Origin of the sequence: Salinimicrobium profundisediminis (assembly GCF_026241755.1) — a bacterium.
GTDB lineage: Bacteria > Bacteroidota > Bacteroidia > Flavobacteriales > Flavobacteriaceae > Salinimicrobium > Salinimicrobium profundisediminis.
On sequence record NZ_JAPJDA010000006.1, the window covers coordinates 103410 to 129031 of the forward strand.

At 42.1% G+C, this 25622-nt stretch carries 24 protein-coding genes; 11 read left to right on the forward strand and 13 right to left on the reverse strand.

Going from position 1 to position 25622, the window contains the following annotated elements; translation table 11 throughout:
• Positions 1 to 510: 510 nt before the first annotated feature.
• The 4 genes from lptB to OQ279_RS05070 form a co-directional block, all read right to left on the reverse strand.
• Positions 511 to 1251 carry an LPS export ABC transporter ATP-binding protein gene (lptB, locus tag OQ279_RS05055; protein ID WP_266068749.1) on the reverse strand — a complete coding sequence of 247 codons (741 nt, stop codon included), beginning with the start codon at positions 1249 to 1251 and terminating at the stop codon, positions 511 to 513.
• Between the two features lie 126 nt (positions 1252 to 1377).
• Positions 1378 to 1731, reverse strand: a complete 354-nt coding sequence (locus tag OQ279_RS05060; protein WP_266068750.1) for a carboxymuconolactone decarboxylase family protein — start codon at positions 1729 to 1731, stop codon at positions 1378 to 1380.
• Positions 1728 to 2561 carry a twin-arginine translocase subunit TatC gene (gene tatC, locus OQ279_RS05065; protein WP_266068751.1) on the reverse strand — a complete coding sequence of 278 codons (834 nt, stop codon included), beginning with the start codon at positions 2559 to 2561 and terminating at the stop codon, positions 1728 to 1730. Before tatC ends, OQ279_RS05060 begins: the two co-directional genes overlap by 4 nt.
• A 1-nt stretch (position 2562) precedes the next feature.
• Positions 2563 to 3528 (reverse strand): KpsF/GutQ family sugar-phosphate isomerase, encoded by a 966-nt coding sequence (locus OQ279_RS05070; protein ID WP_266068752.1) that lies wholly within the window; start codon positions 3526 to 3528, stop codon positions 2563 to 2565.
• Positions 3529 to 3612: 84 nt separating this feature from the next.
• Between OQ279_RS05070 and OQ279_RS05075 the strand changes: the two genes are divergently transcribed.
• Together OQ279_RS05075 and OQ279_RS05080 are read left to right on the forward strand one after the other, a co-directional pair.
• The gene (locus OQ279_RS05075) at positions 3613 to 5814 is read left to right on the forward strand and encodes a RecQ family ATP-dependent DNA helicase (RefSeq protein ID WP_266068753.1); all 2202 of its coding nucleotides are present in this window, start codon (positions 3613 to 3615) and stop codon (positions 5812 to 5814) included.
• Positions 5815 to 6044: 230 nt separating this feature from the next.
• Entirely contained in the window at positions 6045 to 6977 is a 933-nt protein-coding gene (locus OQ279_RS05080) for a peptidylprolyl isomerase (protein WP_266068754.1), read from the forward strand.
• A 104-nt stretch (positions 6978 to 7081) separates the two neighbouring features.
• On the opposite strand, the gene OQ279_RS05085 is transcribed toward OQ279_RS05080, so the two are convergent.
• Positions 7082 to 7717 (reverse strand): peroxiredoxin, encoded by a 636-nt coding sequence (locus OQ279_RS05085; protein ID WP_266068755.1) that lies wholly within the window; start codon positions 7715 to 7717, stop codon positions 7082 to 7084.
• 193 nt (positions 7718 to 7910) lie between these two features.
• Entirely contained in the window at positions 7911 to 8480 is a 570-nt protein-coding gene (locus tag OQ279_RS05090) for a thioredoxin family protein (RefSeq protein WP_266068803.1), read from the reverse strand.
• A gap of 89 nt (positions 8481 to 8569) precedes the next feature.
• Here OQ279_RS05090 and OQ279_RS05095 point away from each other — a divergent pair, with 89 nt between their 5' ends.
• The 3 genes from OQ279_RS05095 (at position 8570) to OQ279_RS05105 (ending at position 12061) form a co-directional block, all read left to right on the forward strand.
• Entirely contained in the window at positions 8570 to 9028 is a 459-nt protein-coding gene (locus OQ279_RS05095; protein WP_266068757.1) for an Mpo1 family 2-hydroxy fatty acid dioxygenase, read from the forward strand.
• A 95-nt stretch (positions 9029 to 9123) separates the two neighbouring features.
• Positions 9124 to 9495, forward strand: coding sequence for a tRNA-binding protein (locus OQ279_RS05100; protein ID WP_266068758.1), 372 nt, complete (start codon positions 9124 to 9126; stop codon positions 9493 to 9495).
• A gap of 382 nt (positions 9496 to 9877) precedes the next feature.
• Positions 9878 to 12061, forward strand: a complete 2184-nt coding sequence (locus OQ279_RS05105) for a TonB-dependent receptor (RefSeq protein WP_266068759.1) — start codon at positions 9878 to 9880, stop codon at positions 12059 to 12061.
• On the opposite strand, the gene OQ279_RS05110 is transcribed toward OQ279_RS05105, so the two are convergent.
• Positions 12051 to 12239 carry a hypothetical protein gene (locus OQ279_RS05110; RefSeq protein ID WP_266068760.1) on the reverse strand — a complete coding sequence of 63 codons (189 nt, stop codon included), beginning with the start codon at positions 12237 to 12239 and terminating at the stop codon, positions 12051 to 12053. The genes OQ279_RS05105 and OQ279_RS05110 overlap by 11 nt on opposite strands.
• A 66-nt stretch (positions 12240 to 12305) precedes the next feature.
• Here OQ279_RS05110 and OQ279_RS05115 point away from each other — a divergent pair, with 66 nt between their 5' ends.
• Positions 12306 to 12950 carry a cation efflux transmembrane domain-containing protein gene (locus tag OQ279_RS05115; RefSeq protein ID WP_266068761.1) on the forward strand — a complete coding sequence of 215 codons (645 nt, stop codon included), beginning with the start codon at positions 12306 to 12308 and terminating at the stop codon, positions 12948 to 12950.
• 265 nt (positions 12951 to 13215) lie between these two features.
• On the opposite strand, the gene OQ279_RS05120 is transcribed toward OQ279_RS05115, so the two are convergent.
• From OQ279_RS05120 to OQ279_RS05130, 3 genes are all read right to left on the reverse strand, one after another.
• A complete protein-coding gene (locus tag OQ279_RS05120; RefSeq protein ID WP_266068762.1) occupies positions 13216 to 15729 on the reverse strand; it encodes a M14 family zinc carboxypeptidase in 2514 nt (837 codons plus the stop codon).
• 79 nt (positions 15730 to 15808) lie between these two features.
• Complete coding sequence (locus OQ279_RS05125; RefSeq protein ID WP_266068763.1) at positions 15809 to 16198, reverse strand: PUR family DNA/RNA-binding protein; 390 nt, start codon at positions 16196 to 16198, stop codon at positions 15809 to 15811.
• A gap of 75 nt (positions 16199 to 16273) precedes the next feature.
• The gene (locus tag OQ279_RS05130) at positions 16274 to 18031 is read right to left on the reverse strand and encodes an ABC transporter ATP-binding protein (protein WP_266068764.1); all 1758 of its coding nucleotides are present in this window, start codon (positions 18029 to 18031) and stop codon (positions 16274 to 16276) included.
• A 127-nt stretch (positions 18032 to 18158) separates the two neighbouring features.
• Between OQ279_RS05130 and OQ279_RS05135 the strand changes: the two genes are divergently transcribed.
• The 4 genes from OQ279_RS05135 (at position 18159) to yajC (ending at position 21106) form a co-directional block, all read left to right on the forward strand.
• Positions 18159 to 19256 (forward strand): Glu/Leu/Phe/Val family dehydrogenase, encoded by a 1098-nt coding sequence (locus tag OQ279_RS05135; RefSeq protein WP_266068765.1) that lies wholly within the window; start codon positions 18159 to 18161, stop codon positions 19254 to 19256.
• Between the two features lie 87 nt (positions 19257 to 19343).
• A complete protein-coding gene (locus tag OQ279_RS05140) occupies positions 19344 to 20282 on the forward strand; it encodes a transcription antitermination protein NusB (protein ID WP_266068766.1) in 939 nt (312 codons plus the stop codon).
• A 49-nt stretch (positions 20283 to 20331) separates the two neighbouring features.
• The gene (locus OQ279_RS05145; protein WP_266068767.1) at positions 20332 to 20784 is read left to right on the forward strand and encodes a DUF1573 domain-containing protein; all 453 of its coding nucleotides are present in this window, start codon (positions 20332 to 20334) and stop codon (positions 20782 to 20784) included.
• 28 nt (positions 20785 to 20812) lie between these two features.
• The gene (yajC, locus tag OQ279_RS05150) at positions 20813 to 21106 is read left to right on the forward strand and encodes a preprotein translocase subunit YajC (protein WP_266068768.1); all 294 of its coding nucleotides are present in this window, start codon (positions 20813 to 20815) and stop codon (positions 21104 to 21106) included.
• Positions 21107 to 21513: 407 nt separating this feature from the next.
• Here yajC and OQ279_RS05155 read toward each other — a convergent pair whose 3' ends face one another.
• From OQ279_RS05155 to OQ279_RS05165, 3 genes are read right to left on the reverse strand one after another with little or no spacing between them, the layout of a single operon-like run.
• The gene (locus OQ279_RS05155) at positions 21514 to 22251 is read right to left on the reverse strand and encodes a DUF4369 domain-containing protein (protein WP_266068769.1); all 738 of its coding nucleotides are present in this window, start codon (positions 22249 to 22251) and stop codon (positions 21514 to 21516) included.
• Between the two features lie 54 nt (positions 22252 to 22305).
• A complete protein-coding gene (locus tag OQ279_RS05160; protein ID WP_266068770.1) occupies positions 22306 to 23571 on the reverse strand; it encodes a DUF819 family protein in 1266 nt (421 codons plus the stop codon).
• Positions 23572 to 23622: 51 nt separating this feature from the next.
• On the reverse strand, positions 23623 to 24435 hold the full coding sequence (locus OQ279_RS05165) for an HAD family hydrolase (RefSeq protein WP_266068771.1): 813 nt from the start codon (positions 24433 to 24435) through the stop codon (positions 23623 to 23625).
• A gap of 175 nt (positions 24436 to 24610) precedes the next feature.
• Between OQ279_RS05165 and OQ279_RS05170 the strand changes: the two genes are divergently transcribed.
• On the forward strand, positions 24611 to 25390 hold the full coding sequence (locus OQ279_RS05170) for a S1/P1 nuclease (RefSeq protein WP_266068772.1): 780 nt from the start codon (positions 24611 to 24613) through the stop codon (positions 25388 to 25390).
• The last annotated feature ends 232 nt before the right edge of the window (positions 25391 to 25622 follow it).

Below are 25622 nucleotides of genomic sequence, written 5' to 3' on the forward strand. Positions count from 1 at the left end.
GGAAATCCTGATTGAAACCCTCAAAATATTTCCTTTCCAAAATGCCATTTTAGACACTTCATTAAAGAAAGTGCATATAGGGAAAAATTAGCGCGGATTTCGAACTTCTGATTCTTGAATCTAAAATTATGAATTGAAAGCTTGCGCGGATTTGTAATCCGTGCCGGGAAATCCTGATTGAAACCCTCAAAATATTTCCTTTCCAAAATGCCATTTTAGACACTTCATTAAAGAAAGTGCATAGAGGGAAAAATTAGCGCGGATTTCGAACCTCTGATTCTTGAATCTAAGATTATGAATTGAAAGCTGGCGCTGATTTGCAATCCGTTCCGGGGAATGCTGATTAAAACTCTCATAATATTTCCTCTCAAGAATGCCCTTTTTGACACCTGCTTATAATTTAGAGATAGGAAGAATTAAATGGAGAATCGGTAATAATCGTAAATGCAGCTGGCGCGGATTTGCAATCCGTACCTATTATAATCATCCTCAACTCCTAGTAACCGACGATTATTGAAAAATTTTCTTTTTCCGGAGTTCGAAGTTCTGTCCCAGATATACCTTGCGCACCATTTCATCTTCGGCAAGTTCTTCGGGTATTCCTGCTTTAAGGATACGTCCTTCAAACATAAGATAAGTACGATCTGTAATCGCCAGGGTTTCCTGCACGTTATGGTCGGTAATAAGAATGCCTATGTTTTTATTTTTCAATTGGGCTACAATACGCTGAATGTCTTCTACAGCTACCGGATCTACTCCGGCAAATGGTTCATCCAGGAGAATAAAATTGGGATCTGTAGCCAGGGCGCGGGCTATTTCGGTACGCCGTCTTTCCCCTCCACTCAATAGATCTCCGCGGCTCTTGCGGATATGTCCTAATCCAAACTCCTCGATCAAAGACTCCATTTTCATTTGCCGCTCCTTTTTAGAAAGCTTGGTAAGCTCAAGAACACTCATGATATTATCTTCAATACTCAGTTTGCGAAATACCGAGGCTTCTTGTGCCAGGTAACCAATCCCGTATTGGGCCCGTTTATACATGGGAAATTTGGTGATGTTCTCCCGGTCCAGAAAGATCCTTCCGCCATTTGGCTTTATCAATCCTACGATCATATAGAAAGAGGTGGTTTTACCCGCTCCATTTGGGCCCAAAAGCCCAACAATCTCCCCTTGGTTCACTTCCAGGGAAATTCCTTTCACAACTTCACGACCCTTATAGGATTTTACAAGACTTTCGGCGTATAACTTCATTAGATGTTAGAATTGAGTATTGAGTATTGAGTATTGAGTATTGAGACTTTCAAATACCGTGCAATTTTTCATAAAGATAAAAATTGTCCGGAATTCACTCCCCCTTTGGAGGTTGGGGGGCAGAAATCACTCCCCCTTCGGGGCTTCTAACTCCTCCCAAAACTCATACGCTCTTCTCAAGTGTGGGATCACGATGGTTCCTCCCACAAGGGTGGCAATGCTAAGGGCTTCCATTACTTCTTCTTTTGACAAACCTTCTTTATAGCTGGTTTCAAGGTGGTATTTGATACAATCATCACAACGTAAAACGGCCGATGCCACCAAACCCAGGAGTTCTTTAGTCTTTACATCTAAAGCACCCGGGGCATAGGCGTTGGTGTCAAGATTAAAAATACGCTTAATTATTTTATTGTTGTCGCCAAGAATTTTGTCATTCATTTTTTGGCGATATTCATTGAATTCTTCTACCTGATTTTTCATGGCTGTTGTTTTTTTAATTTTCGTGCTTCATTTCGGGTTACAATCCGGGAAATAAAAATACTTACTTCATACAGTACCAACACCGGAATTGCAACAATGATCTGACTCAAAATATCGGGCGGGGTAATTATTGCTGAAAGGATCAATACAATTACCAGTGCAAACTTGCGGTACTTCCGAAGAAATTGGGGGGTAACCAATCCTATTTTTGTGAGGAAGTAGATGATTATGGGGAGTTCAAAAATGATTCCACAGGCTACCACCGAAGAGCGCACCAGGCTTATATAACTTCCAATATCAAACTCATTGAGTACTACCTCACTTACCTGGTATTTTCCGAGGAAATTGATGGAAAGCGGCGTAACAAGGTAATAGCCAAAAAGTACTCCCATAAAGAACAATACCGAAGAGATGAAAATAAAGCCTCTTGCTGTATTTCTTTCATTGGCATACATGGCCGGGGAGATAAATTTCCAGAACTCATATATAATGTATGGAAAAGCGATAATAAATCCCGCAGTGATCGAGGTCCAGACGTGGGCAGAGAACTGTCCGCCCATGGTTCTCGATTGTATAGTGAAGGGCATGTCTTCAAAACAAAATCCACCTTCGAGTCCTACAAATGTAGAGAGGCGGCAAAGAATGTCATAAGTAAAGAAGTCGGCACTGGTAGGGCCAAAGAGCAAGGTGTCAAAAATGAATCCTTTGGCAAGGAAAGCTGTCGTGCCGGCGATCACTACTGCCAAAGACGCCCTGATGAGGTGCCAGCGCAGGTCCTCCAGGTGATCCAAAAATGACATTTCATCGGCAGGTTTTTTTACTTTTGCCATTTTAAATAATTCCTTCCCTTATTAAGTTGTGCAAGTGCACAACCCCGTAATATTTTCCGTCTTTTACAGCCAGGAGCTGGGATATTTTGTTGTCCTCGAGCACGTCTAGCGCATCTACAGCCATAGAATCACTCTCAATGGTCTTTGGATTGGCGCTCATAATGTCCCCTGCGGTTAGTTTTGAGATGTCTGTACTCTTTTGGAGCATACGTCTTATGTCACCGTCAGTTACTATTCCGGTAATTTTGTCATCCTGAAGAACAGCAGTGACACCAAGCATTTTTTCAGAAATTTCTATGATCACCTGCGGCACGGGCGTGTTGGGAGTAACTGCCGGCTTTTGGTTCTGGTCGGCAATATCGCTCACCCTTAGGTAAAGGCGTTTTCCTAAAGAACCTCCCGGGTGGTATTTGGCGAAATCCTGACTGGAGAACCCTCTGAGGTTCAGCAGGCAAACGGCAAGGGCATCGCCAATTACAAGTTGAGCAGTGGTGCTGGTTGTAGGTGCAAGATTGTTGGGGCAGGCTTCCTTTTCAACAAAAGAATTGAGAATGTAATCTGCCTGTTTTCCCAAAAATGAGTCGATACTCCCTGTTATTGCTATCAGGGTATTTCCGAAGTTTTTTATGAGCGGGACGAGTACTTTTATTTCGGGCGTGTTTCCACTTTTTGAGATGCAAATAACCACATCATCCTGAAGTATAGACCCTAAATCGCCGTGAATGGCATCGGCAGCATGCATAAAAACTGCCGGTGTGCCGGTAGAATTTAAGGTAGCAACGATCTTTGTGGCAATAGCGGCACTTTTTCCTATTCCGGTAATTACTACCCTTCCTTTTGATTTATATACTGCCTGTACAGCTTTAGCAAAATTTTGGTCTAATAATTGCTCTAAATTTGCTATAGCTTTGGCTTCAGTTAAAATGGTTTCTCTGGCAACAGAGAGTATTTTTTCTTGAGGTGTCAAATTTGTAGAGTTAGAAATTGTATGGAGTAAAGAAAAACGTATCTTTATTTGATGCAAATGTATGTAAAATTGTAACACAATTGAATGACTTCGCAGGAAATCAATTTACACGAACAACTTAAGAAATACTTTGGTTTTAGCCAGTTTAAGGGCCTCCAGGAGGAGGTTATAAAAAGTATAGTCCATGACCATAACACCTTTGTGGTGATGCCTACCGGAGGTGGTAAATCTTTATGTTACCAGTTGCCGGCACTTATTAAGGAAGGGACTGCAATTGTTGTTTCTCCCCTTATTGCTTTGATGAAGAACCAGGTAGATGCCATTCGCGGAATTTCTTCGGAAAATGGAATTGCCCACGTTCTAAATTCGAGCCTTAACAAAACCGAAGTTAAGCAGGTGAAAGAGGATATTACTAACGGTGTTACCAAGTTACTTTATGTCGCACCCGAATCTCTCACCAAAGAAGAAAATGTCGAATTTCTACGCAGCGTGCAAATCTCATTTTTGGCTATTGATGAAGCGCATTGTATTAGTGAGTGGGGGCATGATTTTAGACCCGAGTATAGAAATTTAAGACATATTGTAAAGCGAATTGGAGACGATATTCCTATTATAGGTCTAACGGCTACAGCTACGCCTAAGGTGCAGGAAGATATTCTAAAGAACCTGGCCATTACAGATGCCAATACTTTTAAGGCTTCTTTTAACCGTCCTAATCTTTATTACGAGATACGCCCTAAAACAAAGAATGTAGATGCCGATATCATCAGGTTTATAAAACAGAACCAGGGAAAATCGGGGATCATTTATTGTCTTAGCCGTAAACGGGTAGAAGAGCTGGCACAAACCCTGCAGGTGAACGGCATATCGGCTGTTCCATACCATGCAGGTCTCGATGCCAAGACCCGGTCAAGGCACCAGGATATGTTTTTAATGGAAGAAGTAGATGTTGTGGTGGCTACCATTGCCTTCGGAATGGGGATTGATAAGCCCGATGTTCGTTTCGTTATCCACCATGACATACCAAAAAGTATAGAAAGTTACTATCAGGAAACTGGCCGTGCCGGAAGAGATGGAGGAGAAGGTCACTGTCTTGCTTTCTACTCCTATAAAGATATAGAGAAGCTGGAGAAGTTTATGAGCGGGAAACCGGTTGCCGAGCAGGAAATAGGACAGGCCCTTTTACAGGAAGTTGTCGCATTTGCTGAAACCTCTGTTTCCAGAAGAAAATTTATCCTTCACTACTTTGGAGAAGATTTTGATGAAAAGACCGGCGAGGGAGCCGATATGGATGACAACGTTCGCAATCCCAAAAAGCAGCATGAAGCAAAGAATGAAGTAGAACTTCTTTTGCGTACGGTGAAGGAGACAAAACAGCTGTACAAATCTAAAGAGGTTGTAAATACCCTGGTGGGAAAATCTAATGCCGTTATCAAGTCACATCGCACCGATGAACACGAACTCTTCGGAAAAGGTGCCGGGAAAGACGATAAATACTGGATGGCTTTGTTACGCCAGGTTCTTGTTGGCGGATTTCTTCGGAAGGATATCGAAACCTACGGAGTTGTAAAACTGACTAAAAAAGGGGAGAAATTCCTGAAAACCCCCGATTCCTTTATGATGACCGAAGACCACATCTATGAAGTGGCCGGTAATGACGGAATAGTTTCCGCAGCAAAATCGGGCGGAGGAACAGATGAAGAGCTGCTCAAAATACTTAAAGATTTAAGGAAGAAGATTGCCAAAGACCTGGGGCTTGCTACACATTTAATTTTCCAGGATCCTTCTTTGGAAGATATGGCTTTAAAATATCCGGTATCGGTTGAAGAGCTGGGGAATATTCACGGAGTAGGAGAAGGGAAAAAATCCAAACCATACAGTAAAAAGTTTGTAGACCTTATTGCCCGTTACGTTGAAGAAAACGACATTACCCGCCCCGATGACCTGGTGGTAAAAACCACAGGGCAAAACAGCGGATTAAAATTATACATTATTCAAAACGTAGACCGTAAGCTTCCTCTTGATGACATTGCAGCAGCAAAAGGCATGGAGATGAACGATTTCATTAAAGAAATGGAGGCGATAGTCTATAGCGGTACCAAACTGAATATCAATTACTGGATCGATGAGATCCTTGACGAAGACCAGCAGGAAGAAATACACGAATATTTCCTAGATGCTCAAACCGATAAAATTGAAGAAGCACTTGATGAATTTGATGGAGATTACGATGAAGAAGAATTGCGTCTCTACAGGATTAAATTTATCAGCGAAGTAGCCAATTAAAGGATAAAGGTCTAAGGAATAATGAATAACAGCCGGAGCGAAAGTTCCGGCTTTTTTTGTTCCTCTATATGAGCCGCGAATCCACAATTTTTTTAATCATCTGCAAAAATCCCCGGGAGACATTATATTCCATTCCTTAACATTCTCCCAATTTTCCTTCCTTTTGTTATTCATTAATCATTAAACCTTATTCATTTCTTTATCTTTGCACTTTAACTTAAAACCAAGACATGAACGACGGATTATATGCAAAACTCTACACCACAAGAGGAGAAATAACTATAAAGCTGGAGCACGAGAAAACACCGGGAACGGTTGGGAACTTTGTAGCCCTGGCTGAGGGAAAACTTGAAAATGAAGCTAAACCACAGGGAACACCTTATTACGACGGACTTAAATTTCACCGTGTAATCCCCGATTTTATGGTGCAGGGTGGTGACCCAAAAGGTACAGGATCTGGTGGGCCGGGTTATCAGTTTGAAGATGAGATCCATCCCGATCTAAAACATGACCGCCCCGGAATACTTTCCATGGCCAATGCAGGTCCCGGTACTAACGGCAGCCAGTTTTTTATTACTCACGTTCCAACTCCGTGGCTTGACGGGAAACATACTGTTTTTGGTCATGTAGTTGAAGGGCAGGATGTTGTTGATGCTATTAAACAAGGTGACATTATAGATAAGGTAGAGATCGTCAGGGAAGGGGAATCGGCTGAGAATTTTAATGCAGTAGAATCTTTCCGTTTGTTCAACGGTGCAAAAGCCGAAAGAGAAGCGGCAGCTAAAAAGCAGCAGGAAGAACTAATGGGAGAGTTGGCTCAGGGATTCGAAAAAACCGGTAGCGGATTACGTTACAAGATGATTGCCACAGGTAACGGTAAACATGCTGAAAAAGGAAAAACAGTTTCAGTTCATTATAAAGGAATGTTACCTGACGGAACAGTTTTCGATTCCTCATACAAAAGAAAACAACCTATCGAATTTCCATTAGGAAAAGGACATGTTATTGAAGGTTGGGACGAAGGAATCCAATTACTGAAAGAAGGCGACCAGGCGAGATTTGTAATCCCTTCAAACCTGGCTTACGGTTCACGTGGTGCCGGCGGAGTAATTCCTCCAAACGCTACCCTAATCTTTGATGTAGAGCTTGTAAAAGTGAAGTAAATATTTACAATTATATAATAAAGAAACCTCAGTATCCCTATGGAAGCTGAGGTTTTTTAATTTTAGACGTTAGACGTTAGCAGATTATTCAATATACAATTTTATTATTCCGGTTGCGGTGTCATCCTCAGGTAAGGTTTCACTTCTTTAAAACCTTTAGGGAATAACTTTTCAGCTTCCTCGTTGGTTACAGACGGACTAATAACCACATCTTCACCCGACTTCCAGTTGGCCGGGGTAGCAACTTTTTTATAAGCCGTTAGCTGTAGCGAATCAATTACCCGTAGTAGTTCCTCAAAATTCCTTCCGGTGCTGGCAGGGTAAGTGATCATCAACTTTATGGTCTTGTCTGGTGCGATGACATAGACTGACCGTACGGTAAGCGTATTATCGGCGTTGGGATGGATCATATCATAAAGATCGGCCACCTTTCGGTCTTCATCAGCAATAATCGGGAAGTTCACAGAGGTGTTTTGGGTCTCATTGATATCTTTGATCCAATCTTTGTGAGACTCCACACCGTCTACACTAAGGGCCATCACCTTTACATTCCGCTTTTCAAATTCGTCTTTATATTTTGCGGCTGCTCCCAGTTCGGTAGTACAAACAGGCGTATAATCGGCAGGATGAGAAAACAGAATTCCCCAGCTGTCACCAAGAAAATCATAAAAGTTGATCTTGCCTTCCGAAGTTTCGGCATCGAAGTTAGGGGCTTTGTCACCAAGTCTTAATGTGCTCATTTTCAACTGAATTTTATGTGAATAAAAGAAGAGTAAAATTAAGGAATATTGATCTTCTATTATTCTATCGCCGTTAAAACTGAGTTAATCTTTTAGCTCTTAGATATCAGATCTTAGATTTGAGACCTGAGAATTTTCTCAACAAATATTGAATATTCAATATTCAATATTCAATATTTCAATAATAAATTCTTTATTCCTTTGGAGCGTATTTCCACTTGATGGAGCAGCCAACACTGGGTTTCTGAGGTCCGGGTATGGGGCGGCTGCCTAAAAGTGCATCCAGAGCTTCCCGTAGTTCCCTGCCGTTTAAAGAATGTCCGTTGCCGGGTCGGGAGCTGTCCAGTTGCCCGTGATAGACCAGTTTTTGTTCCCCGTCAAAAAGGTAAAAATCGGGAGTGCATTCTGCTTTGTAATTCCGCGCTACCTCCTGTGTGCGGTCGTAGAGGTAAGGGAAAGTGAAATTGTGTTTTCGGGCGAACTGCCACATAAGGTCGGGGTGATCTTCAGGATATTGGTCTACGTCGTTGCTGTTTATGGCTACAAACCCGAAGCCAAGAACCCTGTAATCATTCGCCACCCTCACTATTTCGTCTACCACATGCTTCACGTAAGGGCAGTGGTTGCATAAAAACATGATCACAGTGCCTCTTTCTCCCTCCACATCAACAAGAGAATACAGGTTTGCCGTGACAGCATCGGGCAGTTCAAAATCTATGAGTTGTGTGCCCAGTGGTAAAATATTTGAAGCAGTTTCGGCCATTTGTTCAGGTGCATTTATCTGCTGAAAATACAAATTTTTGGCTACATATTCTTAAAATTCCTATCTTGGTTCTACTTCAATAAGTTTATATGCGCACTTTAGATCAATGGTTTGACGAATATGCCGTAAGCCACCAGAATAAGACAAATCAGCTTATCCATTATGTTTGTGTGCCCGCAATTTTCTTTTCAATAGTGGGCCTGGTGATGAGTATTCCACCGGGACCTCTTACTGGAATATTCCCTATGTATATTCCATTCTTAGAAAACTGGGCAGTGGTGATTTTGATCCTGGTCCTGATATTCTACTTTAGGTTGTCACTAAGTATGGGGTTTAAAGTCCTTGCCTTCGCGGCATTGTGCATTGCAGGCAACTACTACATATCTCTTGTGGCGTCCTTATGGCTGGTCTCGTTAATTATTTTTGTAGTGGCCTGGATAGGGCAGTTCTATGGACATAAAGTGGAGGGCAAAAAACCTTCTTTTTTGAAAGACCTTCAGTTTTTGCTCATAGGCCCCGCATGGGTGATCAGGAAAATATTTGGGTAATTGAAGTTAAAATTTAGAAGTACGACGTTAGAAGTTTCTGAACCGGAATTTTGAATCTTGCCCCCGATGGCGCGTATTTAAAATCCGCGATGCGGATGAAAGCAGAAATGAACCACAAACCACAAACAATGAACCACCTCTCCTGGAAGGATTTTGAAAAAGTAGAAATGCGGGTTGGAACTATTATTGAAGTTTCAGATTTTCCTGAAGCCCGAAATCCGGCGTACCAACTCAAGATCGATTTTGGACCTGAAATTGGGATCAGGAAATCTTCAGCCCAAATCACCAAACGCTATTCTAAAGAAGAGTTGCAGGATAGACAGATCATTGCCGTAGTCAATTTTCCGAAGAAACAGATCGCCAACTTCATGAGTGAATGCCTGGTGCTGGGGTCTGTAGGTGCCAAAAATGACATTGTCCTGCTACAGCCCGGAGCCAAAGTTGAAAACGGGCTAAGAGTAGGCTGATTTCATTCTGGTTTTTTAACTTTGCAGCGTGAAAACCTTAGCTGTCTTCTTTTCTCTCGTAGTACTCGTCTTAAACGGCATACCGTGTTGTGCAGATGATTGCCGGGACGATATTGCTCATGAACAAGAGGAGCGTGATTCGCACAGCAATGAACTTTGTTCTCCCTTTTTGAGTTGCGGTGCCTGTAATGCAGTAGTAATACTTCAGGAAGAGCCCTCAAAAATACCTTTTTTGGAACCTGTGTTAGGGAGAGCGTATGTTGAGGCAGAAGAAGCATTGATTTCAGAAATTACTTTCCGCATCTGGCAGCCCCCAAAGAATAGCTGAACAACTTCTCAGGGAATTCTTCCCAAAGCTATTTTTCAATATTAAAATTTCACAATGATTCAAAAGATTTTTCTGCTGTTGGGCCTCGTTTTTATTGGCCTTACAGCAAACGCACAGAACGTGCTCAAAATAAAAGTTATTGATGCCGAAACCGATCAGCCGCTCTATGGCGCCAATGCTTCGATAGCTGGTACTACTATTGGTGCCACGGCAAATGAAGAAGGGGTCATCACTTTAGAGAATATCCCTAATGGTATCCAGATAATAAAAATCAGTTACGTTGGTTTTGCCACTCAGGAACTCAGTTTGGAATTTCCTCTTGCTGAAGAAAAATTTATTCGCATTGAGCTTGCTCCTGAAGGCGAACACATGGAAGAGGTGATTATCTCTGCCACCCGCTCCCGCCGCACCATTGCCGATCTTCCAACCCGTGTTGAGGTGATCTCGGGCGAGGAACTCGGTGAAAAAGGAAATATGAAACCGGGGGATATTAGAATGCTGCTGAATGAAACCACCGGGATACAAACGCAGCAAACATCGGCTACTTCCTATAATTCCAGTATTCGCATCCAGGGGCTCGACGGAAAGTACACGCAGTTGCTAAAAGATGGCTATCCTTTATATTCCGGCTTTTCCGGCGGATTAAGTCTGCTCCAAATCGTGCCGCTAGACCTGCAACAGGTGGAAGTGGTGAAAGGTGCTTCTTCCACTTTATATGGAGGGGGAGCGATTTCGGGGCTTGTAAACCTGGTGTCCAAAACGCCGGGAGAGGAGCGGGAGATCAACTTCCTGCTTAACGGAACTTCTGCCCTCGGCCTAGATGTTAGCGGATTTTACTCCGATACCTTCGGAAAATTTGGAACTACCGTATTTGCTTCTTACAACTACAGCGACCCTTACGATCCTGCCGATATTGGCCTTACTGCAATTCCTGAAGTGAATCGTGTGACCATAAACCCCAAGCTGTTTTACTATCCTTCCAAAAATGCCACTTTAGAGTTGGGAGTGAACACGGTTATCGAGGAAAGAACAGGTGGGAATATGGCATTTTTGGAAGGTGACGATGTTGCAGATCCTTATTTTGAAAGGAACAACACCGAAAGGATCACCACCCGCGCCGGCTATACACAACTATATGACAACGGAAATTCCCTGATGATAAAAAACAGCTTCAGCTTTTTTGAGCGGAAGATAGAAATACCCGATTTTACTTTTTCGGGAGACCAGCTGGCCTCTTTCAGTGAAGTGGCTTATAACTTCGGAAGCACCCATCTTGAATGGGTAGCAGGATTAAATTTAGTTTCAGATAAATTCACTCAGGATCCTTTAGAGACTTCCGAAGTAGTAGATTACAACCACATCACCTACGGCGCATTTCTTCAGAATAACTGGCGCATCTCGAATATATTCAGCCTCGAAAGCGGATTGCGGACAGATTACCAGAACGAGTATGGCTGGTTTGTGCTGCCACGACTTTCGGCCCTCCTCGAATTTTCGGATGCCTGGACCATGAGGCTGGGCGGCGGACTCGGTTATAAAACCCCCACCATCTTTACTGAAGATGCTGAAAGGATCCAGTTTCGAAATGTAAGGCCTATAAATGTTTCTGAAACTGAAGCCGAACGTTCCATTGGGGCAAATTTTGATATCAACTATCGCACAAAACTTTTCGAAGTAATAGATTTCAGCCTTAACACATTGTTCTTCTATACCCGTGTTAATGATCCAATTATGTTATCGGCTGCATTTTCTAACGGAATTAATCAGCATTATGTTTATACACAGCCTGATGGTTACCTCGACACCCAGGGAATGGAAGCGAATTTTAGATTCAAATATGGGAATTTTAAGCTCTTCACAGGTTACACCCTTGCCGATGTGAATGAGCATTATTTTGGAGAGACCTATGAGGCGCCACTCGTTGCACAACACCGGCTGAACAATGTTCTTGTTTATGAAATCCATGAGAAACTGGTAATAGGTCTGGAAGGATATTACTTCGGAAGACAAAAGCTGGAAGGCGGAATGACAGGTCAGGACTACTGGATTTTTGGGTTAATGACCGAAAAGAAATGGGAGAACTTCTCTCTGTTCCTCAATTTTGAGAATTTCACCGATACACGGCAAACCCAGTTTGATGACATCTACACCGGATCAATTTCCGACCCACAGTTTCGGGACATCTATGCTCCTGTAGACGGGTTCGTGATCAACGGTGGGATAAAAATTAATCTCTAATTGTTGCAGGTTGCGGGTTGCGGGTTGCGAGGTTATGGAGTCGGGGTACGGGTTTTTGTTTAAGTGTAGACTTTGAATTTTTGAACTTTAAACTTTGATCCTTATTTCCACCAAAATTCCTTCGTAACATCCCCTCAACCGAAGGGTGGCCACAGGCCGGGGTGGATAGTGTGTTCAAATCTAAAATTGAATATTTTCAGGATTATCTTCGCCCTTCTAAAATCGTACTTTTAATTTTGCTGTTATGGAAAACGATAAATTCGAAAAAAGACTGCATTACGCTTATACTTTAAGCATGATCACCATCGGCTATAATTTAGTCGAAGGTGGGGTGTCTACCTTTTTTGGAGCCAGTGATGAAACCCTCGCACTGTTCGGATTTGGTCTGGACAGCTTTGTAGAGGTACTTTCGGGAGTGGGAATCGCCCACATGATCTACAGAATGAAAAGGAATCCTGTGACAGAACGTGACGGTTTTGAAGTGACAGCATTAAAAATTACCGGCACTGCCTTGTACATTCTTGCCGCCGGACTCGTAGTGGGCGCTGTACTGGCCATCATCAACAAGTCTGAACCCGAAACTACTCTTGCAGGGATCATTGTTGCCGTGCTTTCTATACTTACTATGTATTTTTTGTACCGTGAAAAAATAAAAGTAGGAGAGGAGCTGGAGAGTCAGCCAATCATTTCAGACGCTAAATGCACAAAAACCTGTTTTTACCTTTCTTTCATTCTGCTTGCCTCTAGCCTTCTTTACGAGCTGTGGCAGATTCCCTATGTCGATGCCCTGGGAAGTCTTGGTATTGCCTGGTATGCCTGGAAAGAAGGAAAGGAAGCCTTTGAAAATGCAAAATCGAAGAGTTTGAGTTGTAGTAGTGATTGTTGTTAGTAGTATTGAGTACAGAGAATTGAGTAGTTAGTCTCTGGCAATCTTGGGCTAAAGCCCTTGCTCATTGGAATTTTATAAACTCAGTGGCAATTCCAAATTTTGATTAAGATAGTCTATCCATAAATAGCCTCCGGCTTTAGCCGGAGGTAAAAATTGAGGCCGCTAAGGGCTTTAGCCCAAAAACACAGGGTTGCAAAAATGGCATTTTTGCAACCCTGTGTTTATTTATTATCTCAATACTCAGTACTAACTACTCAATACTAATTTACATTTCATCCCCAAAGAACACCGCATTCATCAACAGTTTATTGGTTCCATACCAAAAGGCCCGGAAGTTAGTGTTGTCTGTAAACAAAATAACATTTCCTCTTCCCAGTGACTTATGCTTAAAGGGAACAGTTCCCGGTAGAAGTTCCAGGTTTTCCTCACTAATATATCCGCTTAACAGGGGCTTTTGGGTGTAGATGATCGGATTTTTGTAAGAAGTGGAATCGGCTTCTACAAACAGGGTGGTATCTCTAAAAAGTGCGATTTTATCATCTTTATAACCAAAGTTGATTGGGTGGGAGCGATCCTGTTTTGCTTCAAAAATAGCGCCGCCAATACCTTGCGCGCCTCTAAAATCCTGTCGCTGCTCAAAAGTGACATTTTTGGCCTGCACTTCATTCTCTTTGAATTCCAGATCAAGGAATTCATTTTTATCGAACCAGGTAGCTGCATTTTTGTAACCTATCAAAGTCCCGCCATTACGGACCCATTCTTTCAGCTTTTCAGCATCTTCCTGATCTAGGGCACTGCCCCAGGAGTTGGAAAGTATGATATCGGTATAGCGGCTGAGGTTGGTGCGTGAGAAATTTTTAAGATCGAGTTTGGTGATCTTCATGTCATACCGCTGGTCAAAAAGGTGCCAGACCTCCCCTGCATCGTATGGGGTAATTCCTTCGCCAACTAATAAAGCAACCTTTTGTGGCTCAAGGGCTCTAAACTGGTTGCTCCCAAGGTTTATTCCTCCAGTGAGGCCGGTATTGGCCGCAGAAATGTCAACATGAGCATCTTTAGCTACTTTTACCAGGAAATCGTAGATCTCATTGGCATCCATTTCCTGGTTTTGAGCCGGAACCATGATAGTGCCGTAATCATAATTTTTGGTGCCCAGCTGAAAAGGCTGCATGGCCACTTTTGCGCGTAATCCTTTATTCAATATTTGATTGAGGGCTTTTGGAGCTTCATAAGCGTGCCATTCCATGAGGTAAGCGTAGTCACTTTTCTCAGGAAGGTCTACTGAAGGTCTTGTAAGGCTGTCTATTTTTGAGCCTGCAACATTGATTTTGGCTTCATCTGTGAAGTCGAGATTGAATGCCAGCGGGAAAGACCAGGCCGATATATCATAGAAAAGGCTGTCTTCAAATGTAGTTCTTCGTTCAAACATGGCTTTTAAAAGCCTTTGCTGTTTCTGCTTTTTTGGCACCACATAACTGCTCTGGGGGTTGAAAATGTTCCCGTCTTTGCTGAATTCTTCCTGCAGTTTATGCACTTCTACTTTGTGGCGCTTCAGGATTTCGGCTAAATGATAGGCTGAAGAGGCATCTTTGCTGTTTCCGAAGACATACGCTCCTTTTTCGGCTTCCCTGCGTGCGTTCTGGTAAAAGTCGCGTTGGTAATCAAGTAGCTTTACCCGCATCTCTTTGGCAGCTTTTAATGTGGAAAGCGCAGCAGTGAACTGGTTGCGGATGGTAAAGGGAAAAGTAAGGATCCCGTTATCGGTTTCCTGCGCATGTCCGCGCGAACTTCCCTGTTCAAAAAGGATCCCGACGCTTCCCTGGATATCCGGGAAAGTAGAGCCTTTACCATAGTAGAAATCGTCGTAATTCTCTTCGGTATAATAAAGGGAACCAATATTGTCAAGGGCTGCAGCGTGGTAGGTGCCAATTTCTTTTGTGAGTTCCTGGTTGAGGTTTGGCGTAAGCGGATGGGTTCTGGAAGGAATTCCCGGCTGGAAAAAGAAAGAAGAATTTGATCCCATTTCGTGATGATCTGTAAGAACGTTGGGGTACCAGTTGTGGAAGGTTTCTATTCTCGCCCTGCTTTCGGGGAGTTGCACCGGCAGCCAGTCGCGGTTCATGTCAAACCAGTAGTGGTTGGTGCGGCCGCCGGGCCAGGTTTCATCGTATTCCCTGTCTTGCGGATCGGGGTTGATGTTTGCACTTTTATTGGTATTTACCCACGACGCAAATCTTTGCAGCCCATCTGGGTTAAATACCGGATCGAAAAGGATGACGGTATTCTTCAGTAATTCTTCAATTTCGGGTCCTTCGGCAGCGGCCAGGTAATATGCGGCCAAAATTGCGGCGTTTGCACCACTGGCTTCATTTCCGTGGATGGAAAACCCCTGATTCACGATCACGGGCATTTCAGAAGTATTGATATTTTCTGAACCAGGTTCTGTCAACGCCACATGTTGTTTACGAATTTCCTCGAGCTTGTCATGATTTTCTTCCGAAGTAATTGTAAGCAGCACCAAAGGCCTTTTTTCATAGGTAAAACCCCTGTTTTCAATACTAATTCGGGGTGAAGTTTGTGCCAGAAAATGCATGTAGATCAAAACCTGGTCATGGCTGGCATGCCACTCGCCGGGAACGAAATCTAGCACGTCCTGTGGTGTGGGAATAGCGGGGTTATAAGTGACATCTTGTGGCAGGTAGTATGAGAGATCCAGTTCTTCCTGTGCAGAGAGCTGTAAATTCAATAAAAATAAAAGGGCAACAATAAAGGTTCTCATAAATGACATTTTTGACACTACAATATAAAAAAACCGCCCAGGGTTTGCCTGGACGGTTTTAAAATGCGTGTATTTTTAACTAAATATCGTCGAAACTTATATCAGTAAAAGCAGCGGCAGATGGAGCACCGGCTGTTTCAACCTTCTTTTGCTCATCTTCTTCGTATTCTTTCTTAAAGTTCTTTTGATGGCGTTCGCTAATCACTTCTTCCCCTTTTTCATCAAGAATAAAGTCGGTCATCTCCTGCAGGATCTCATTAAAACCGGCGAAATCTTCTTTGTAAAGGTAGATCTTGTGCTTTTTGTAGTGGAAAGATCCGTCTTCATTGGTGAATTTTTTGCTCTCGGTAATCGTCAGGTAGTAATCGTTTGCCTTAGTCGCCCTAACATCAAAGAAATAGGTGCGTCTTCCGGCTCTCAAGACCTTGGAAAAAATCTCTTCTTTTTCAATCGTTCCATTGTCGCTCATAATCAAAATATCTTTTACGGTTTGTAAATCATAGGTTCAAAAATCTAAAAAAAATTAACATTCCGCAACAAATTTTTACATTTCTTTTTCACTCAGTTGTTTTAAATAGAGCTCACGATAATAACCTTCAGCCTCAATGAGTTGCTGGTGAGAACCGCGTTGGGTGATCTCGCCGTCTTCGAGGATGATGATCTTATCGGCATTTTTGACCGAGGAGATTCTATGGCTTACGATTATAGTGGTCTTGTTTTTACTGATTTTAAAAAGGTTATTGAGAATTTCTTCTTCTGTCTCTGTGTCTACTGCGGAAAGGGAATCGTCAAAAAGAAGGATTTTTGGATCGTGAACAATAGCCCGGGCGATAGAAACGCGCTGCTTTTGTCCTCCAGAAAGGGTGATTCCGCGTTCTCCCAATACGGTGTCGTAGCCTTTGCTGAAGCCTTCAATATTCTTGTGAACCGCGGCATTTTTAGCAGCTGCTATGATCTCTTCTTCAGTAGCATCGGCCTTACCAAATTTGATGTTGCTCCTTATCGAATCACTGAACAAAAAGGCATCCTGCGGCACATAACCAATGCTTTTTCGCAGCTCCCTGAGGTTCATGTTCTGTATGTTTTTTCCGTCTATGGTGATCTCCCCTTTCTCTACGTCATAAAGCCGACCAATAAGCTCCAGGATGGTAGATTTACCCGATCCTGTTTTTCCTATAATGGCCAGGGTTTCTCCACTTTCCACCTCAAAAGTGACATTTTTGAGGGCTGTGATGTTGGTGTCTTCATAGGTGAAAGTGACATTTTTAAAGGCAATGGCACCCTGCACGTCTTCGGGTTCATGAGACGGGTTTTGTATTTGTGGTTCCTCGTTCAAGAACTCGTTGATCCTTTTTTGAGAAGCTGCGGCCTGTTGCACAATAGAGGTGACCCACCCTACGGTGGCAACGGGCCAGGTAAGCATATTCACGTAAAGCAGAAATTCTACGATCACTCCCAGCTCTTCAATTTCACCATTGATGAATTTTTTCCCACCTATATAGATCACCAGGATATTACTGGCGCCTATAAGAAGAACCATGAGGGGAAAGAAGAAGGCCTGCACTTTTACCAGGTCAATATTCTTTTCTTTATTCTCATTTGAGAGGGTGACAAATGAGCTGTTGGTTTGAGGTTCGAGTCCGTAGGATTTTATTACTGAAATTCCGCTGAAACTTTCCTGCGTAAAGGTGTTGAGCTTTGATAAATACTGCTGTACAATGGTGCTGCGTTTGTTAATGGCAACACTTAGCTTATAGATGGCAAAAGAAAGTATGGGCAGGGGAGTGATCACGTAAAGGGTAAGCTCTGGGGCCTGTAGGAACATGTACGGGATCACCACAATAAAAAGGATCCCGGTTTGCACGCTGTACATAAATGCAGGGCCGGCATACATTCTCACCTTGGAGACGTCTTCACTTATCCTGTTCATTAGGTCTCCTGTGCGATTCTTTTTGTAAAAATTAAGGGAAAGGTCCTGGTACTTTCTGTACACCTCATTCTTCAGGTCGTATTCAATATGCCTGGAAACCACAATAATGGCCTGCCTCATAAGAAAAGTGAACAGCGCTGCCATTAAGGTTGCCCCCAGAATAAGAAGAATGTTGTTCATGAGCTCGGTACGCAATACAGCTTCCGAAGTAATATCGCCATTCACATATTCTTCAATGGCAGTAGTAGATTCCCCAATAAAGCGGGGGGTGAGAATAGCAAAGACGCGCGCCAGGATGGTAATAAAGATCCCAACGATGAGGTGCCATTTGTATTTGTAAAAGTATTTATTTAAATGTTTCAGTTCTTTCATAGGGTTGCACCGGCTGAATTTTCATTTTTACATTTTTGTTGAAGAACAAGGTTGCTAAAATGAAATATTATTTATTTTTGCTGCGAAATATTTCGAATAATGAAATTCATTCTAAATTACTAAACTAATGAAAGTGGATGTTCTAAAGGCAAATGAACTTAAAAAAGCCGCTCCGGTCTTTGGGCAGCTTTCCTTTGATGACCATGAACAAGTGGTTTTTTGCAACGACAAAGATACAGGTTTAAAGGCAATAATTGGAATTCACAATACAGTTTTGGGCCCTGCTCTTGGTGGTACCCGTATGTGGAATTACAGCAGTGAATGGGAAGCTCTTAATGATGTACTTCGTCTTTCACGAGGCATGACCTTTAAAAGTGCGGTTACCGGGTTAAACCTTGGTGGCGGTAAAGCTGTAATTATTGGAGATGCTAAAACAGAGAAAACTCCCGAGTTGATGCGGAAGTTTGGAGAATTTGTAAATTCTTTAGGCGGAAAATACATCACTGCCGAAGATGTGGGTATGGAAACTGCCGACATGGATACCGTACGCGAGGTGACCCCTTATGTTACAGGTATTTCTGAAGCTAAAGGTGGTGCAGGTAATCCTTCTCCTGTAACAGCTTATGGCGTTTACATGGGGATGAAAGCCGCGGCAAAATTTAGATATGGAAGCGATGATTTACAGGGAAGATCTGTTCTTGTACAGGGGATAGGCCATGTAGGTGAAGCCTTGGTTGATTATCTGGCTAAAGAAGGTGCAAATGTGGTTATAAGTGATATTAATCAGCAAAAATTAACTGAAGTTCGGGATCGCTATAATGCAACCATCTATGGTGGTGATGATGTGTATGGTGCAGACGTTGATATCTACGCCCCCTGTGCCCTGGGAGCTACAATAAATGACCAGACTATTGACAGGTTCAAAGCCTCAATTATTGCAGGAGCTGCTAATAACCAATTGGCTAGTGATGTAAAGCACGGGCATATTCTTAGGGAAAAAGGGATTGTATATGCGCCCGATTTTCTTATCAATGCCGGTGGGATCATCAATGTTTATGCTGAACTGGAAGGCTACGGAAGAAAAGAGATCATGGAGAAGACGCAGAACATCTACAATACCACGCTTGAGATCCTTAATGCGGCTGAAGCTGAAGGAATATCTACCCATGAAGCTGCCCTTAAGGTGGCACAACAAAGAATCACCGACAGAAAAAATCGCAAATAAGCCACGGGATTTTTTAATTTAATAGTATTTTTGCCGGGCGAAAGGGAAAAACCTTTCGCCCTAATTTTTTAAAGTTCTTTTACAGCTATGTTGACCAGAAGACATATCAGGGTTAAAGTAATGCAGTCTCTGTACGCCTATTCCCAGAGTGAAAATGATAACCTGAAGGCAGAGGAGAAATTCCTGCTCAAGAGTATGGATGAGATGTATGATCTATATCTTTTACTACTAGATTTAATCGTTGAAATTAAAGATCATGCTGAGGATTACCTTGAAAAATCCCAGCAAAAACATTTGCCTTCTGAAGAAGATGTAGATCCCAACCGCAAGTTTGTCAACAATGAGTTGATCGCGCAGCTTAAGCAAAACAGGTCGCTGAACATAGAGCTGGAAACCCGCAAACTCAATAACTGGAAGAATGATGATGAGTACGTAGAAATTCTGTGGGCCGAGATTAGAAACAGTGATCGCTACAGAGAGTACATGACTACCCGTACTTCAAGTTTCAGGGAAGACAAAGAATTTGTAATTGCCATCTTTAGAGAGATCATTGCTCCCAACGAAAAACTTTACGATTACCTCGAAGATAAGAAGATCACGTGGGTAGATGATTTACCACTGGTGAACACAGCCATTGTAAAGATGTTACAGAAGGCATCAGAAGGTAAAGACCAGGCCTTAACGAGACTTTTTAAAAGTTCAGATGATAAGGACTATGCCGTAGAGCTTTTTAGAAAAACTTTGCTTAATGATAGCAGCCTGGCTCAGGAAATGGAGGGAAAAACCCCCAACTGGGACAAGGAAAGGATTGCAGATTTAGATACCATTCTCATCAAAATGGCGATCTGTGAATTTCTGAAATTTCCATCTATTCCTGTTAAGGTTACTATTAACGAATATTTAGAAGTAGCTAAAGAATACAGTACCCCTAAAAGCAGTATTTTTATTAACGGGGTACTTGACAAACTCTCTAAAGAGTACAGTGATAATAACAAGCTTAATAAAATGGGGAGAGGCCTTATGTAGTCTTTCAAATTTTCTTAATTTTATCCACTTTAACCATAAATTGTAAATCATGAAAAAAGGAATTTTATTACTGGCATTGATTGCTGCGTTTAATTTTACTTCCTGTAAAGACAATGCAGCCGAAAAGGTACAGGCAGAGAACGTAGAAGAAGCAGCACTACGTGATTCACAGGATGTAGTCTATCCTAAACTTAGTTTCGAAAATACAGAACACGATTTTGGAACTATTGCACAGGGTACTAATGTTGAGCATACCTTTACATTTACCAACACCGGGAAAGCCCCACTTGTTATCACTAATGCTTCCAGCTCTTGTGGATGTACAGTGCCTACCTGGACAAAAGAACCTATTGCTCCGGGAGAAACAGGAGAAATGGTAGTGAAGTTTAACGGTAGCGGACAAAACCAGGTTACCAAAACAGTAAATATTACAGCTAATACCGAAACCGGGAAAGAGCAAATTAAAATTAAAGCTTTTGTAGAGCCTAAGGCCCAGTCTTAAGCAAAAATAAGAGCAACAATACCACCCTATGGATCAATTAGCCCAGTTTGCCCCAATTATTTTAATGTTTATCGTGGTGTATTTTTTTATGATACGCCCTCAAATGAACCGTGCCAAGAAAGAAAAACAATTCTCCTCCGAAATTAAAAGAGGGGACAGGATTGTTACCAAAAGCGGAATGCACGGTAAAATAGTTGATTTTAGCGATAAACTCAATGCAGTAATTATAGAAACCGGAGCCGGAAAAATCACTTTTGACAGATCTTCCATTTCAATGGAAATGAGCCAGAAGTTAAACGAACCGGTGAAGGAAACAAAATAGTTCCTTTAAGGAATTAATTAAAAAAGGTCCTGCGCAGCTGCGCAGGACCTTTTTGTTGGAACAAACTCATCAATTGAACCTTGTCCTTCGTCCTCAAATAGCTGGTCTCGAAGAGCTTACTTAAGAGAACGCGTGGAGCCAGGGTGGAGAAAAGAACTGTGTTGTAGTTTATACCGGATAGATCTCACCTTCCAAAAATGCCATTCTCACTGGTTATTTTGGAAATAGATGGCGGGTAACATTTTCAGGATAAACAGGAGCCTTCAGGAGGTGCTGAAGATAAAATATTCCGAAAGTGGCAGGAACAAAAAAGGCTGTCTTAAAAACTACGCAACGTTATTGTGAATGAAATTCAGCTTAACGAAAAATAGTGTTTTAAGACAGCCTTATATATTGATTAAAAAGTACTATGCCTGCGAGGCCGTGTCTTCACTGGTAGCTTTTTCCTGTGCTTTACGTTCTTCCAGAAATTCCTCCAGGCTTTTTCCGTAGAGAGATCCTTTTACTTCAGGAGTAAGAGATTTATAAATAGTGTCCAGGTATTTTATGTTGGCATCATAGACTTCAGAAATAGCAAGATAAGGTGCTATTTCAAGGTCTTTATTGTTTAGGGCAAAGTTCACGGTAAAAAGATATCTCCTTCTTAGCAGCTTATCATATTCAGCGTTGGCCGAGTCGAGTGACTGGGCGTTCTCTTCCTGTTGGGCTGTTATACTTTGCTGGATAAGTTCAAGGTTGCGCGTGTTGAACCTGTTCATCATAGATTGGTACTCCATAAGTTTCTTTTGATTCTCAGATCCTTCCACTATAGCATCCTTTTCAAACTGCTTAAGCGTGGTATTGATGATCATTTCTCCCGGTTCAGCAAAAAACATCACCCGGTCATCATAAATATTGTTATCTTTTTTATTGAGGTAGAGGTACAGGATTTGCGGACTTTCAATAGAGGCTTCAAAAGAGAAAGTCTCATTTCCCTTTACAACTACAGAGTCAATGTTTACAAGACTGGTGTCTTCAACTTTTTGCAAATAGAGGGTTCCTTTCTTAAGTCCCTGAACTTTTCCTGTAATCTTAAGGTTTTTTTCTTCAGAAGAACAGGCCGCCAATAGAAGGGTGGCGAGCACTAATAATGCCGTTTTTTTCATTTAAATTATGTGTAAAAAAGTGTGCGTAAATATCCTAAAAAAATCTTTTTAATCTTAGCTTCCGGCAGCAATCTGCATTAAAATTGTACTCAATATAGCGCCGTAAGTTCCCACTACATATCCAAACACAGCCAGCAATACCCCAACAGTGGCCAGTGAAGGATGAAAGGCTGCAGCAACAACCGGTGCAGATGCCGCCCCGCCCACGTTTGCCTGGCTTCCCACAGCAAGGAAGAAGTAGGGGGCTTTAATGAGTTTGGCCACAAGAATAAGTAAACCGGCATGAATCCCCATCCAGATAAGTCCTATCCCAATAAGTCCTGGGTTATCAAAGACCATGGTGAGGTCCATTTTCATACCAATGGTAGCTACGAGAAAATATATAAAAACACTTCCCAGCTTACTGGCCCCGGCACCTTCATATTCTTTCGCCCTTGTAAAAGAAAGAAAGATTCCTACTGCAGTTGCAATAGAGATCATCCAGAAAAAGGAAGATGCAAAAGAAGATAATGCCGATTTATTATCCCGGAAAGCTTCAAAATTAGAAGAAAGAAAAGCCGAAATACCATCGGCACTCCAGTGAGCAAACCCAACAGCACCAAAAGCGAGGGCGAGCATGATCATAAGATCTGCGAGTGATGGGTTGCGGGTAACACTTTCGGCATAAGCGGTAACTTTTTTCTTCAGGTCTTGTATAGCCGAATTATCTGCACGAAGCCATTCATCAATCCTGTCACTTTTACCAATTCCCATGAGGAGAATCGCCATCCATAGATTGGCAACTACGATGTCTACCAGCACCATTCCGCCGTAAAGATCGGGGTTGTACTCAAAGATCTCGAGCATGGCAGCCTGGTTGGCACCACCACCAATCCAGCTTCCTGCAAGGGTTGAGAGTCCTCTCCAAACTGCATCGGGGCCCACACCTCCCACAGTTTCGGGCGAGAAGGTAGAGATGATAAGAATAGCAATAGGTCCGCCAATAATGATCCCAATGGTTCCTGTGAAAAACATGATGAGCGCTTTTGGCCCCAGGTTGAATATGGCTTTAAGATCTATACTCAAGGTCATTAATACCAGGGAAGCCGGTAGCAAATAGCGACTGGCTACAAAGTACAGGTTTGAAGTCTCGTCAGAAATTATGTTCAGCGAGTTTAGGATTGCCGGAATGAGGTAACACATCAACAACGCCGGTACTACTTTGTAGAATTTATACCAGAAACCTTCTTTTTTGGAAGAAGTGAAGAATACAAAACCAAGGGCCAGCATTAGTAGTCCTAACACAATAGCATCATTGGTAAAAAGGGGAAGATTGTCCATAAATTGCCTTTAAAAAGCGGCAAAATACGACATTTAGAAGTGTCTTAAAAATTAGTTAAGCTTAAAGAGCTGTTGTAAACTTTTGGCTACCCCATCTTCAGTATTGTGGTGAGTTACCTGCCTGGCAATTTTTAAAATTTCGGGCCTTGCATTTCCTACTGCAATTCCCATTCCTGCAGCCTCAAGCATGTCAAAATCATTATAATTATCACCAAAAGCGATGGTTTCTTCCATTTCGTAATGAAAATGATGCTTCAGCAGATATTTTACAGCCGTAAGTTTAGAAACTTCATTGTTTGTCACTTCCAGATAAGTGTCTTTAGAACGGTACAGGTGTAATTGATCCTTATACCTCTCAAAAAGGTGCTTTTCAACAGCATTTATTTTTTCTGCTGTGCCCATACACATAATTTTATGAGCCCCTGTTTCGCTGGGTTTCCAATCTTGAAGTACCTCGTGTGTGGGTTTAACCTGCGGAGTTACGCGGGTATTGTTTTCTTCTCTTTTGGCCCATTCATCCATTTGCGGTACATACCAGTCTTTGTCATTGTAGAGGCTGAGATGACAATTTAAACTGCTGTTGAAGTGATGCAGGTCATTTATAATGCTCCACGGAATTTCTTTAGACTGCACAGGTTGCCCTTCTATATACATCAAAGCTCCGTTATAGCAAATAAGCGGTTGGTGAGAAATATTTAGCTCTTCCTGAAGGTGTGTCATTGCCTGGGGCATTCTGGAAGAAATAAGCACTACGGGCAGCTCTTTAGGGAGTTGACCAAAGACTTCTAAGGTGAGCTGTGATAGTTGCCGGTCTTTATTTAGAAGCGTACCGTCAATATCTGAAAATATAATTTTATACTTCATTTTGTAGATTGAAAGAGGGGCATAAAGCCAAAGGTGTACCTTCGGTAAAGGTAGCATTTCGGGCTTTTCTTTACAAGCCTGTTCAAAAATGGCAAATCGAGGCAGGATTTTTGAAGATGCTCCAAATAATGGGCCACCTTTTTCTATATTTACGCACCCAAAAATTCAACTTTATATGAAAATTTATTTACTTGTTACAGCCTTTCTTTTTACCAGTTTTACTTTTGCGTCCGATAGTGATTGGGGCAGAACGGGGCACAGAGCTACGGGTGAAGTAGCTGAACAACATTTATCCAAAAAAGCGAAGGCTAAGGTGCGGGAGCTCCTTGATGGTATGAACCTGGCTTTTGTATCTACTTTTGGTGATGATATTAAGAGTGATCCGGCTTACCGCAAATACAGTCCGTGGCATTATGTAAATCTTGAACCCGGTGAGACAGCATATTCTGAAGAAAAAGCGAATCCAGATGGTGACCTGGTACATGGAATAAATACTGCTATTTCAGTTTTAAAAGATAAGAATGCCTCTAAGGAAGAAAAGGAATTCCACCTGAAGTTGCTTGTACATTGGTTAGGTGATTTACATCAGCCTATGCATGCCGGGCGTGGTGAAGATAAAGGCGGAAACGATATACAGGTAAGATGGTTTGGAAGCGGTTCAAACCTTCACCGGGTATGGGATAGCGAAATGATCAACGACTTTGATATGAGCTATACCGAACTTGCCCACAATACAGATAAGCTTTCCAAAGAAGAAATCCAAAAGATCCAGAAAGGTTCTGTGCTTGACTGGATGTATGAATCAAAACAACTTGCCAATAGAGTTTACGACTCGGTTGAAGTAGGCGAAAAACTTGGATATAAGTATATGTATGAGTGGTTCCCTGTAGTTCATGATCAGGTTCAAAAAGGCGGAATTAGACTTGCAGCAATCCTGAACGAGATATATAAATAATACTTTGCCACCGTAAAAGGGAAACTGCCTTAAAAGCTATTTCGATGCATCAGGATCATTCTGAGTTTAAAAACTCTGATAAATGCTGATGTGAACACGTTACAAACGTTGAAAGAAGTTGGCTTTTAAGGCAGTTTTTTTGATTATCAGTATTTACTTTTGAGAAGCATTAACAATATTTTTATAAGTTTTAATAAAACTTTAAAATTTATTGCATAAGATGCTAAAAATA